At 69.1% G+C, this 12782-nt stretch carries 9 protein-coding genes; 6 read left to right on the top strand and 3 right to left on the bottom strand.

Annotated features, from left to right (window positions below; translation table 11 throughout):
• Nucleotides 1-10: 10 nt before the first annotated feature.
• The 4 genes from ACZ4UV_RS05030 to holA all read left to right on the top strand — a co-directional run bounded on the left by ACZ4UV_RS05030 (nucleotide 11) and on the right by holA (nucleotide 3295).
• Nucleotides 11-856 (top strand): arylamine N-acetyltransferase family protein, encoded by an 846-nt coding sequence (locus ACZ4UV_RS05030; RefSeq protein WP_467836561.1) that lies wholly within the window; start codon nucleotides 11-13, stop codon nucleotides 854-856.
• A 174-nt stretch (nucleotides 857-1030) separates the two neighbouring features.
• A complete protein-coding gene (locus ACZ4UV_RS05025; RefSeq protein WP_467835850.1) occupies nucleotides 1031-1912 on the top strand; it encodes a YceI family protein in 882 nt (293 codons plus the stop codon).
• A gap of 71 nt (nucleotides 1913-1983) precedes the next feature.
• Entirely contained in the window at nucleotides 1984-2229 is a 246-nt protein-coding gene (locus ACZ4UV_RS05020) for a hypothetical protein (RefSeq protein ID WP_351490619.1), read from the top strand.
• 73 nt (nucleotides 2230-2302) lie between these two features.
• On the top strand, nucleotides 2303-3295 hold the full coding sequence (gene holA / locus ACZ4UV_RS05015) for a DNA polymerase III subunit delta (RefSeq protein ID WP_451019985.1): 993 nt from the start codon (nucleotides 2303-2305) through the stop codon (nucleotides 3293-3295).
• 204 nt (nucleotides 3296-3499) lie between these two features.
• On the opposite strand, the gene rpsT is transcribed toward holA, so the two are convergent.
• Complete coding sequence (gene rpsT / locus ACZ4UV_RS05010) at nucleotides 3500-3766, bottom strand: 30S ribosomal protein S20 (protein ID WP_089106790.1); 267 nt, start codon at nucleotides 3764-3766, stop codon at nucleotides 3500-3502.
• A gap of 221 nt (nucleotides 3767-3987) precedes the next feature.
• Between rpsT and lepA the strand changes: the two genes are divergently transcribed.
• Both lepA and ACZ4UV_RS05000 read left to right on the top strand, forming a co-directional pair.
• The gene (lepA, locus tag ACZ4UV_RS05005; protein WP_351490615.1) at nucleotides 3988-5862 is read left to right on the top strand and encodes a translation elongation factor 4; all 1875 of its coding nucleotides are present in this window, start codon (nucleotides 3988-3990) and stop codon (nucleotides 5860-5862) included.
• Between the two features lie 273 nt (nucleotides 5863-6135).
• On the top strand, nucleotides 6136-8010 hold the full coding sequence (locus tag ACZ4UV_RS05000) for an AMP-dependent synthetase/ligase (RefSeq protein ID WP_467835848.1): 1875 nt from the start codon (nucleotides 6136-6138) through the stop codon (nucleotides 8008-8010).
• Nucleotides 8011-8066: 56 nt separating this feature from the next.
• Here the strand turns inward: ACZ4UV_RS05000 and ACZ4UV_RS04995 are convergent, their stop codons facing one another.
• Nucleotides 8067-8630, bottom strand: coding sequence for a response regulator (locus ACZ4UV_RS04995; protein ID WP_390040155.1), 564 nt, complete (start codon nucleotides 8628-8630; stop codon nucleotides 8067-8069).
• On the bottom strand, nucleotides 8627-12748 hold the full coding sequence (locus ACZ4UV_RS04990) for a HAMP domain-containing protein (protein ID WP_467835845.1): 4122 nt from the start codon (nucleotides 12746-12748) through the stop codon (nucleotides 8627-8629). Before ACZ4UV_RS04990 ends, ACZ4UV_RS04995 begins: the two co-directional genes overlap by 4 nt.
• Nucleotides 12749-12782: the final 34 nt, after the last annotated feature.

Below are 12782 nucleotides of genomic sequence, written 5' to 3'. Positions count from 1 at the left end.
CATGAACCCCGTGAACCCCGCGCAGATAGACGCCTACCTCAGCCGGCTCGGCGCCGCCCGCCCGGCCCGGCCCACCGCGGACGCCCTGCGCGAACTGCATCTGAGGCACCTGCGGACCGTGCCCTTCGAGAACCTGTCGATCCACCTCGGCGAGGAGATCGCACTGACCGGGGAGCGGCTGCTGGAGAAGGTGGTGGGCGCGGGCCGGGGCGGGTTCTGCTACGAACTCAACGGCGCCTTCTCGGTGTTGCTGACCGCGCTCGGGTTCGGGGTGACCCCGCTGGCGGGGCGGGTGTACGGGGCGGAGGGGCGGCTCGGGATCCCGTACGACCATCTCGCGCTGCGGGTGCGGACGGCGGACGGTTGCGAGTGGCTCGCGGACGTGGGTTTCGGGACGCACAGCCACTACCCGCTGGCGTTCGCGGAGCGGGGCGACCAGGCCGATCCCGGCGGGACGTTCCGGATCGCGGAGGCCGGGCCGGACGCGGCGGGGGCGGGGGGCGAGGGCGGCGTTGCGGGCGGGGACCTTGACGTGCTGCGTGACGGGCAGCCGCAGTACCGGCTGGAGGTGCGGCCGCGGGTGCTCGGGGACTTCACGGCCGGGGCGTGGTGGCACAGCACGTCGCCGTCGTCGCACTTCACGCAGTCGCTGGTCTGTTCCCGGGTCACCGACGACGGCGGGCGGATCACGCTCAGCGGGCGCACGCTGACGGAGACGGCTGCCGACGGGACGCGTGAGGTACGGGAGTTGGAGCACGACGAGGAGGTGCTCGGGGTCTACCGGGAGCGGTTCGGGATCGGGCTGGCCTGTGTGCCGACTGCGCGAAATCCGGGGAAAGCCAACCGGAATGGCTAATTCGGGTCTCACGGGAGAACATGTTTCTACTGCCGCGTAGCGTGCTACTCGTGCGTAGTTCCGGCGCATGTGCTGGATTCCCGTGATGTGGGCCCGTGTTGCCCCGAAAGCCGCATCAGTGATCGAATGTTTCTTCGGCAACGGATGACGGCGAAGCGTACAGGGGTGGCGAGGATGTTCGGCCGCTTGATGGGAAACCGAACGAACCGGGTGCAGCGGACGAGCCCCCTCGCGGCGGTGCAGACCCCGCCCGACGCCGGGGTGCTGAGCTGCCGGGTGCTCGACCCGGTCAACGAACCGGTGACGAACGCCGAGTTCGCGGTCAGCGACACCATGGGACGCACGGTGGTCAGCGGGGGCGTGGATCCCTACGGTTCGTTCGTGACGGCCGTGCCGGCCGGGGAGTACCGGCTGGCGGTGTCCGCCGAGGGGTTCACGCCGTACCGGGCCACCGCGCAGGTCGGCGAGAACTGCCTCGCCTCGCTCGGTGACGTGACCCTCCAGGTCGCCCAGCCGCCGGAACTGCCGACGCCGGGGGACTGGGAGATCGAGCCGACGCATTCCTCGATCGGCTTCACCGCCCGGCACATCGGACTGGCCCGGATCCACGGGCGGTTCAACTCGTTCGCGGGCGCGGTGCGGATCGCCGAGCAGATGGAGCGCTCCGCCATGCACGTCGTGATCGACGCCGCGACCATCGACACGGGCGTCCGGATGCGCGACGACCATCTGCGCTCCGCGGACTTCCTGGACGTGCAGCGTTTTCCGACACTGGAGTTCTACAGCGACCGGTTCGTGCACAGGGGCGGCACCAGGTGGGGCGTCGCCGGGGCGCTGTCCCTGCACGGCGTGACCCGCACGGTCACCCTGGACACCGAGTACCTAGGGCTCGGCAACGGCATGGAGGGCGAGGTACGGGCCGCCTGCCGGGCCAGCACCGAACTCCACCGCGACGACTTCACCGTGAGCTGGCAGACGATGCTGGCCCGCGGGATCGCGGTGGTCGGGCCGAGCATCCGTATCGACCTGGACGTGCAGATCGTCCCGAAGGGCTGAGCCCGCCGCCGCGGCCCGCTCCCGTTCCCCGCGGCTCGTTGCGGTGGCCTTCGGTGCCCGAGAATGGGGCCGTGAGCGATGTGAGACATGTGCTGGTGCTGCCCGACCGGGACGCGGCGGAGGAAGCCTCCGAGGCCCTCGGGCGGCGGTTCGGGGTCGACGAGGAGCCGCGGCTGGTGCGGGACGCGCTGGCGGGGGAGGACGACGCCGAGGACGCGCAGTGGCTGGTCCTGCTGCGGGACGAGCAGGGGCGGCTGGACCCGGCGGAGCTGGACGAGTTCGCGGGCGAGTGGGACGGCTGGCGGGAGGAGCCGTAGGAGCGCGGGGCGGCCCGGGGCGGGGCGGGCGTGGCCGGCCCCGTTGTCAGTGGGCCGTGGGATGCTTGGCGCGATGGCCAAGAAGACTGCTGATGACGATCCGCTCGCCCCGGTGACCCTGGCCGTGGGGCAGGAGGACCTGCTGCTCGACCGTGCCGTGCAGCAGGTGGTGGCCGCTGCCCGGGCCGCCGACGCCGACACGGACGTACGGGACCTGAACCCCGACCAGTTGCAGCCCGGCACGCTCGCCGAGCTGACCAGCCCGTCGCTCTTCGCGGAGCGCAAGGTCGTGGTCGTACGCAACGCGCAGGACCTGTCCGCCGACACGGTCAAGGACGTGAAGGCGTACCTCGGGTCGCCCGCCGAGGAGATCACGCTCGTGCTGCTGCACGCGGGCGGGGTCAAGGGCAAGGCACTGCTCGACGCGGCGCGCAAGGTGGGCGCCCGGGAGGTCGCCTGCCCGAAGATGACCAAGCCGGCGGACCGGCTCGCGTTCGTACGGAGCGAGTTCCGGGCGCTCGGGCGGTCCGCCACGCCCGAGGCCTGCCAGGCGCTCGTCGACGCCATTGGCAGTGATCTGCGGGAGCTGGCGTCGGCCGTCACCCAGCTCGCCGCGGACGTCGAGGGCACCGTCGACGAGGCCGTCGTCGGGCGGTACTACACCGGGCGAGCCGAGGCGTCGAGCTTCACGGTGGCCGACCGGGCCGTGGAGGGGCGCACCGCGGAGGCGCTGGAGGCGCTGCGCTGGTCGCTGGCGACCGGGGTCGCCCCGGTGATGATCACGAGCGCGCTCGCGCAGGGCGTCCGGGCGATCGGGAAACTCGCGGGGGCGCGGGGCGGGCAGCGGCCCGCCGATCTCGCGCGGGAGCTCGGAATGCCGCCGTGGAAGATCGACCGGGTGCGGCAGCAGATGCGGGGATGGACGCCGGACGGGGTCGCGGTGGCCCTGCGGGCCGTCGCCGAGGCGGACGCGGGCGTGAAGGGCGGCGGGGACGATCCCGAGTATGCCCTGGAGAAGGCCGTGGTGACGATCGCGCGGGCGGCGCGGTCACGCGGCCGGGGGTAGCAAGCCGCAGGGGGCGCGGAAGGCGCCCGGGCATGCCGAAGGCCCCGGCGTCCGCCCTGGGGAAGGGCGAGGCGCCGGGGCCTTCGGTTCGAGCTGTCGATCGACGCCCGCGTGGCGAACGCAGGCCGCGCGTCGATCCTCGGGTGCCGGTCGGGGGCGGATGAGAGAGGGCCCGCCCGGGTCCTTCCGGCGTCAAATCAAGGGTCAGCCCTTGAGGGAAGCAACCTTGGAAGCAAGCGCCGACTTCTTGTTGGCGGCCTGGTTCTTGTGGATGACGCCCTTCGAGACGGCCTTGTCGAGCGCACGCGCGGCAGCGCGCTGCAGCTCGGTGGCCTTCTCGACGTCACCCGCAGCAGCGGCCTCACGGGCCTTGCGGACCGCGGTCTTCAGGGAGGACTTGACGGCCTTGTTGCGCAGCCGAGCCTTCTCGTTGGTCTTGATCCGCTTGATCTGGGACTTGATGTTCGCCACGAATGAGCCTTTTCAGGTTCTGGTGCGGGGCCGCGAAGGTCCCGTACCGATGATTTCTTGAAGACGTGCCTCGCGCTGAGAGGGCATGAGACACAGCTGCCCACGTTACCAGCGAGGCGGACAATGGCCCAAACCGGTCCCCGGTCCCCCGTCATGGGACCATGGAGACTACGTATCGATCCGACCCGAGGCATAAGGCGCCTCAAGAGACAGGACCCTGCGTGCCCGCGACCCCTAACAATGTGCCCGAGCCGAGCCGTACCGCCCCGGCTCTGATCCGCAATTTCTGCATCATCGCGCACATCGACCACGGCAAGTCCACTCTCGCCGACCGGATGCTCCAGCTGACCGGTGTGGTCGAGCAGCGGCAGATGCGTGCTCAGTACCTCGACCGGATGGACATCGAGCGCGAGCGCGGCATCACGATCAAGTCCCAGGCGGTGCGTCTGCCCTGGGCCCCGACCGAGGGCCCGGACCAGGGCAGTACGCACATCCTCAACATGATCGACACTCCGGGGCACGTCGACTTCACCTACGAGGTCTCGCGGTCGCTGGCGGCCTGCGAGGGGACCATCCTCCTCGTCGACGCCGCCCAGGGCATCGAGGCACAGACCCTCGCCAACCTCTACCTGGCGATGGAGAACGACCTCACGATCATCCCCGTGCTCAACAAGATCGACCTGCCGGCCGCGCAGCCGGAGAAGTTCGCCGAGGAACTGGCGAACCTGGTCGGCTGCGAGCCGGACGACGTGCTGCGGGTCTCCGCCAAGACCGGTGTCGGCGTCGACGCGCTGCTGAACAAGGTCGTCAAGGAGATCCCGGCACCCGTCGGCGTCGCCGACGCGCCCGCCCGCGCCATGATCTTCGACTCGGTCTACGACTCCTACCGCGGTGTCGTGACGTACGTCCGTGTCATCGACGGCCAGCTCAACAAGCGTGAGCGGATCAAGATGATGTCGACGGGCGCCACCCACGAACTGCTGGAGATCGGCACCAACTCGCCGGAGATGCTGTCCGCCGACGGACTCGGCGTCGGCGAGGTGGGTTATCTGATCACGGGTGTGAAGGACGTCCGGCAGTCCAAGGTCGGTGACACCGTCACCAGCCAGACCAAGGGCGCCACGGAGGCCCTCGGCGGCTACAAGGACCCGAAGCCGATGGTCTTCTCCGGTCTGTATCCGCTGGACGGATCCGACTACCCCGAGCTGCGCGAGGCCCTCGACAAGCTCCAGCTCAACGACGCCGCGCTCGTCTACGAGCCGGAGACCTCCGCCGCCCTCGGCTTTGGTTTCCGTGTCGGCTTCCTCGGCCTGCTGCACCTGGACGTGATCCGGGAGCGGCTGGAGCGCGAGTTCGGGCTCGACCTGATCGCCACCGCGCCGAACGTGGTCTACCGGGTGGTCATGGAGGACCGGACGGAGTTCACGGTCACCAACCCGAGCGAATTCCCCGAGGGGAAGATCAACGAGGTGTACGAGCCCGTCGTACGGGCCACGATCCTCGCGCCGACCGAGTTCATCGGCTCGATCATGGAGCTGTGCCAGACCCGGCGCGGCACCCTGCTCGGGATGGACTACCTGTCCGAGGACCGGGTCGAGATCCGGTACACGCTCCCCCTCGCGGAGATCGTCTTCGACTTCTTCGACCAGCTGAAGTCGAAGACCCGCGGTTACGCCTCGCTGGACTACGAGCCCACCGGCGAGCAGACCTCCAGCCTGGTCAAGGTCGACATCCTGCTGCACGGCGACAAGGTCGACGCGTTCTCGGCGATCACCCACAAGGACGCGGCGTACGCGTACGGCGTGCGGCTGGTGGCCAAGCTGCGCGAGCTCATTCCGCGGCAGGCCTTCGAGGTGCCCATCCAGGCGGCCATCGGCTCCCGGGTCATCGCCCGCGAGACCATCCGCGCCATCCGCAAGGACGTCCTCGCCAAGTGCTACGGCGGTGACATCTCCCGGAAGCGCAAGCTGCTGGAGAAGCAGAAGGAAGGCAAGAAGCGGATGAAGATGGTGGGTTCCGTGGAGGTTCCGCAGGAGGCCTTCATCGCGGTGCTCTCCAGCGATGACAGCGCGGGATCGGCCAAGAGCAAGAAGTAACCGCGGGTAATAGTCGGTCGCGGTCGCAAATCGGGTACAACGGGGGTTCGCCGTACGAAAGTGCGGCGGACCCCTACGCGTGCGTAGCGTCGCTCTGCGTGGAACATGCGGCGAAACAGACAGGCCGAAGCCCCTTACGCACAGGCCGGTCGCGGCTTAGTCTGATCCCTGCTCGATAGTTACTCGCGAGTTAAACAACCAGCGCGAACCCCACCGTGAGTAAACCCCAGCCGCACTGAGCCAGCCGCACCGTCGCGGGCCCCGGAGGATGTCGTGACCGACACACAGACACTGATCGAGAACCGACCGCCGTCCGTGGCGGCCCTCTTCCTGGATCGCGTGGCGGCCACACCGGACGCCGAGGCCTACCGCTACCCGGTGCCCGCGGCCTCCGGTCAGGGCCCGGACGACTGGAAGTCGCTCAGCTGGGCGCAGGCGGCCGAGCGGGTCCACGCGATCGCGGCCGGTCTCATCGAACTCGGCATCGAGCCCGAGCAGCGGGTCGCCCTCGCCGCCTCCACCCGTGTCGAGTGGATCCTCACCGACCTCGGCATCCTGTGCGCCGGCGCGGCCACCACGACCGTCTACCCACAGACCAACGCCGAGGAGTCGGCGTTCATCCTCTCCGACTCCGAGAGCCGGGTGCTGATCGCGGAGGACGCGGCCCAGGTCGCCAAGGCCGTCGAGAAGCGTGCCGAACTGCCCGAGCTCGCCCAGGTCGTCGTCATCGACCCGGCCGGCGTCGAGACCGGCGACTGGGTCATCACCCTCGCCGAACTGGAGCAGCGCGGCGCCAGGTACCTGGAGAAGCACCCCGAGCTCATCAAGGAGCGGGTCGGCGCGATCACCAAGGACCAGCTCGCCACCCTCATCTACACCTCCGGCACCACCGGCCGCCCCAAGGGCGTACGGCTGCCCCAGGACAACTGGTCGTACATGGCGAAGGCGATCGCGGCGACCGGGCTGATCAGCGCCGAGGACGTGCAGTACCTGTGGCTGCCCCTCGCGCACGTCTTCGGCAAGGTGCTCACCTCCGGGCAGATCGAGGTGGGGCACGTCACCGCCGTCGACGGCCGCGTCGACAAGATCATCGAGAATCTGCCGGTCGTCCAGCCGACGTACATGGCCGCCGTGCCGCGCATCTTCGAGAAGGTCTACAACGGCGTCGCCGCGAAGGCCCGCGCCGGCGGCGCCGCCAAGTACAAGATCTTCCAGTGGGCGGCCGACGTCGCCCGCGAGTACGCCAAGGTCACGCAGGACAACTTCCGGCGCACCGGAGCCGCGACCGCGCCCTTCGGGCTCGCCGCGAAGCACAAGGTCGCCGACGGCCTCGTCTACTCCAAGCTGCGGGAGGCCTTCGGCGGGCGGCTGCGCGCCTGCGTCTCCGGGTCGGCGGCGCTGGCTCCCGAGATCGGCTACTTCTTCGCCGGCGCCGGCGTGCACATCCTGGAGGGCTACGGCCTCACCGAGTCCTCCGCCGCGTCCTTCGTGAACCCCGGCGAGGCCTACCGCACCGGTACGGTCGGCAAGCCGCTGCCCGGCTGTGAGGTGCGGATCGCCGACGACGGCGAGATCCTGCTCCGCGGCCCCGGCATCATGCAGGGCTACCACGGGCTGCCCGAGAAGACGGCTGAGGTGCTGGAGGCCGACGGCTGGTTCCACACCGGTGACATCGGCGAGCTGTCTCCCGACGGCTATCTGCGGATCACCGACCGCAAGAAGGACCTCATCAAAACGTCCGGCGGCAAGTACATCGCGCCCGCCGAGGTCGAGGGACAGTTCAAGGCGGTCTGCCCCTACGTCTCCAACATCCTCGTGCACGGTGCCGACCGGAACTTCTGCACCGCCCTGATCGCCCTCGACGAGGCCGCGATCCTCGAATGGGCCAAGGAGAACGGCCTGGACGGCAAGTCCTACGCCGAGGTCGTAGCCGCGCCGGTGACCGTCGAGATGGTCGACGGGTACGTCAAGCAGCTCAATGAGGGGCTGCAGCGGTGGCAGACCATCAAGAAGTTCCGGCTGCTGCCCCGGGACCTCGACGTGGAGCACGGGGAGATCACGCCGAGCCTGAAGCTGAAGAGGCCGGTCGTGGAGCGGGAGTACAAGCACCTCATCGACGAGATGTACGCCGGGACCCGGGAGGCCTAGGGGTTCGTCGTCGGGTGCGGGAGCGTGGGGGCTGGTCGCGCAGTCCCCGCGCCCCTTCAGCGGGACCGCTCAGCTCTGCTCAGCAGTTGCCGCAGCTCCCTTGCTTCTTTTCGTAGCGTCGCCACGTCGAGCGGGTCCTCGGACAGCCGGTCTTCCAGCACAGCCAACCGCTTGCCCATCTCGCCGAAGTCAGCCTGTTCCCGTGCCAGCAGCACCTGAAGCTGCTGGTTCTTCCGGTGCAGTTCCAGGAACACGTTGACCTTCGCCCGCAGCACCCACGGATCGAACGGTTTCGTCAGGTAGTCCGCCGCGCCCGTGGCGTAGCCGCGGAAGGTGTACCCCGCGTCCTCGTCCGCTCCGGTCAGGAAGATGATCGGGACGTCCTTCGTCTGGTCGAGGCGTTTGATGTTCGCGGCCGTTTCGAAACCGTCCATGCCCGGCATGCGGATGTCGAGGAGGACGACGGCGAAGCGGCGGCGGAGCAGGGCCTTCATCGCCTCCTCGCCGGAGCGGGCCCGTACGATCGGCTCGTTCAGCGACCCCAGAACGGCTTCCAGCGCGATCAGGTTGTCCTCCATGTCGTCGACCAGGAGGATTCCGGCACGGTCGTCAGCGGTCATTGCTCCGTCCGTTCGCCGTCGGCGGTCTCGCCGTCCTGCGTGCTGTCGGGGTCCAGGAGTGCGCAGACGACGGTGAGCAGCCGGTCGACGTCCACCGGTTTGGGTACGTAGTCGTTGGCGCCGCGTGCGATGGACTTCTCCCGGTCGCCCGGCATCGCCTTCGCGGTCAGGGCGACGATCGGCAGGCCGGTCCAGCGGGGGGCGCGGCGGATGGCGGCGATGGTCTCGTGGCCGTCCATCTCCGGCATCATGATGTCCATCAGGACGAGTTCGACGTCAGGGTTGCGTTCGAGGGTCTCGATGCCCTCCCGGCCGTTCTCCGCGTACAGCACCGGCATGCCGACGCGGCCGAGGACGTGGGTGAGGGCGAAGACGTTGCGGATGTCGTCGTCGATGATCAGGACGCGGCGGCCGGGGAGCACGCGGCCCGCGTGGCCCGTCTGCCACGCCTCCAGCCGCGTCGGGGCCGGCCAGGAGTCGTCGGGGTCGGGGGCGGCGGCCGGTGCCGGGCCGAGCGCCGGCGCGGTGTGGTGGTGCGGGGTCGGCCCGGGTGCCGTGTGGCCGGGGCTGACGACCGGGACGTACAGCGTGAACGTCGAGCCCGTGCCCGGTTCGCTCGCGGCGACGATCCGGCCGCCCAGCAGTCCGGCGATCTCCCGGCTGATGGAGAGGCCGAGTCCGGTGCCGCCGTACTTGCGGTTCGTGGTGCCGTCGGCCTGCTGGAACGCCTCGAAGATGACCGGGAGTTTCTCGGCGGCGATCCCGATGCCGGTGTCCGACACCTCGAAGGCGATCACCTCGCCGGTGTCGTGGACGTAGTGGTGCTCGGGGTCCTTCACCCGGCGCACGCGCAGTTCCACGCGGCCCTTGGCGGTGAACTTGATCGCGTTGGAGAGCAGGTTGCGCAGGATCTGCTGGAGGCGTTGTTCGTCGGAGTACATCTCGCGCGGCACGTCCTCGCCGACGGTCACCTCGAAGGCCAGGCCCCGGTCGAGGGTCAGCGGGCGGAAGGTCGCGTGGACGTAGTCGAGGAGTTTGATCAGGGGGAGGCGTTTGGGGCGTACGTCCATCCGGCCGGCCTCGATCTTCGAGAGGTCCAGGATGTCGTTGATCAGCTGGAGCAGGTCCGAGCCGGAGCGGTGGATCGTCGTCGCGAACTGGACCTCCTGGTCGGAGAGCCGGCCGTCCGGGTTGTCGGACAGCAGTCGGGCCAGGATCAGCAGGGAGTTCAGCGGGGTGCGCAGTTCGTGGGACATGTTCGCCAGGAACTCCGACTTGTACTGGGAAGAGGTCGCCAGGAGGGCGGCTTTCTCCTCCAGTTCCGCGTTCGAGCGCTGTAGTTCCGCCTGTTGTTTCTGAAGTTCGTCCGAACGTTCCTGGAGTTGCATCGCCAGCCGTTGTGACTCGCCGAGCAGGGACTCCGTGCGGGAGTTGGCGATGATCGTGTTGATCGCCACGCCGATGGTGTTGACGAACTGGTCGAAGAACGCGAGGTGGACGTCGGAGAAGCGGGAGAAGGAGGCCAGTTCGATGATGCCGAGGAGTTTGTCCTCGAAGAGGATCGGGATGATGACGATTGTGGTGGGCGCGGCTTCGCCGAGACCGCTGTTGATCTTGATGTAGTCCGGCGGGGTCTCCTCGACGAGGATCCGCTTCTTCTCGCGGGCCGCCTGGCGGACCAGGCCGTGCACCGGGAGGCCGCCGGTCTCGACCGTCGCGCCCTGTGCGGAGCCGTAGCCGGCGATGAACGCGAGGCCTTTGGGCGGTACGGCCGTGCGCACGGCGGCGCCGTCCTCGTCCGGGTCGGCCAGGAAGAACGCGCCGTACTGGGCGTTCACCAGCGGGGTCAGCTCGCGCACGATGAGGTCGGCGACCTCCATCAGGTCCCGGTGGCCCTGCATGAGGGCGGCGAGGCGGGCCAGGTTGGACTCCAGCCAGTCCTTCGCGCGGGTCGTCTCGCGCAGGTTGGCGACCATCAGGTTGATGTTGTCCTTGAGTTCGGCGACCTCGCCGCGGGTCTCGACGGTGATCGAGCGGGACATGTCGCCCTGTGCCACGGCCGAGGCGACCTCGGCGATCGCGCGGACCTGGGTGGTGAGGTTGAGCGCGAGCTCGTTCACGTTGGTCGTCAGGCGCTTCCAGGTGCCGTACACGCCCTCCACCCGGGCCTGGCCGCCCAGCCGGCCGTCGGAGCCCACCTCGCGGGCCACCCGTGTCACCTCGGAGGAGAACGAGGACAGGGTGTCGACCATCGTGTTGATGGTGGTCTTCAGTTCGAGGATCTCGCCGCGCGCGTCCACGTCGATCTTCCGGGACAGGTCGCCCTGGGCGACGGCCGTCGCCACCTGGGCGATGTTGCGGACCTGGGAGGTCAGGTTGTCGGCCATGTAGTTGACGTTGTCCGTCAGGTCCCGCCAGACCCCGGAGACGCCCAGCACCTGGGCGCGGCCGCCCAGCCGGCCGTCGGTGCCGACCTCGCGGGCGACGCGGGTCACCTCGTCGGCGAAGGCCCGCAGTTGTTCCACCATCGTGTTGACGGTGTCCTTCAGTTCCAGGATTTCGCCGCGCGCGTCGACGGTGATCTTCTTGGAAAGGTCGCCGTTGGCGACGGCTGTCGTCACCTGGGCGATGTTGCGGACCTGGGAGGTCAGGTTCAGGGCCATGAAGTTGACGTTGTCCGTCAGCTCCTTCCAGACCCCCGAGACGCCTCTGACCTGCGCCTGACCGCCGAGGTTTCCTTCGGTGCCGACTTCGCGGGCCACGCGGGTGACTTCGTCGGCGAACGCGGAGAGCTGGTCGACCATCGTGTTGATCGTCGACTTCAGTTCGAGGATCTCGCCTTTCGCCTCCACGGTGATCTTCTTGCCGAGATCGCCCTGGGCGACGGCCGTGGAGACGAGGGCGATGTTGCGGACCTGGGACGTCAGGTTGTCGGCCATGAAGTTGACGTTGTCGGTCAGGTCTTTCCAGACGCCGGACACGCCTCTGACCTGCGCCCGGCCGCCGAGGTTTCCTTCGGTGCCGACTTCGCGGGCCACGCGGGTGACTTCGTCGGCGAACGCGGAGAGCTGGTCGACCATCGTGTTGATCGTCGACTTCAGTTCGAGGATCTCGCCCTGCGCGTCGACCATGATCTTCTGCGAGAGGTCGCCGTTGGCGACGGCCGTCGTCACCTGGGCGATGTTGCGGACCTGGGAGGTCAGGTTCGACGCCATGAAGTTGACGTTGTCGGTCAGGTCCTTCCAGACGCCCGACACGCCCCGTACCTGGGCGCGGCCGCCCAGCCGGCCCTCCGTGCCGACTTCGCGGGCCACGCGGGTGACTTCGCCGGCGAACGCGGACAGCTGGTCGACCATGGTGTTCACGGTGAGCTTCAGCTCCAGCAGCTCACCCGTCGCCTCGACGGTCACCGTGCGGGTCAGGTCGCCGCGTGCCACCGCCGTCGTCACCAGGGCGATGTCACGGACCTGAGCGGTCAGCCGGGACGCCATGGTGTTGACGGCCTCGGTGACGTCCCGCCAGCTGCCCGACAGACCCTGCACCTTGGCCCGGCCGCCGAGCCGCCCCTCGGTGCCGACCTCGCGCGCGACCCGGGTCACCTCGCCGGTGAACAGGGACAGCTGGTCGACCATCGTGTTCACCGCGCGGGCGAGCCTGCGCAGATCACCGCGGAGCTGCCGGCTGCCGTCGTGCAGGTCGACCCGCTGGGTCAGGTCGCCGCCGGCCACCGCGTCGAGCACGCGCGTGGCGTTCGCCGCAGGCGCGACCAGGGCGTCGAGGACCTGGTTGACGTCGTTGACGCGTGACGTCCAGGCGCCCTGGCCGGGACTCGCCGACAGCCGCTCGTCCAGCCGGCCGTGGCGCACCAGCTCCCGTTTCACGCGTCGTACTTCGGTGTTGAAGTGGATGCCGCGGTCCATGATCTGGTTGAAGACCGCGGTGAGTTCGGCGACGATCCCCTCCCCGGTGGCCCCGTCGGTCCCGGTCTCCGGGACTTTCGTGAAGTCGCCGTCGCGGGCGGCGGTCATCGCGGCGAGCAGAGGGCGCAGTGCGGATGCTCGGAGTTGTTCCGGTTTCTGTCCGTCTTCGAGCACACGCGTAGCACTGTTCTCACTCATGGCGGCCCACTTCGGTAACTCGGTGCTTATGGGC

This window comes from Streptomyces sp. NPDC028289 (assembly GCF_055565975.1).
Note: the sequence above shows the minus strand (reverse complement) of the source record. Positions and strands in the feature narration are given on the sequence as shown.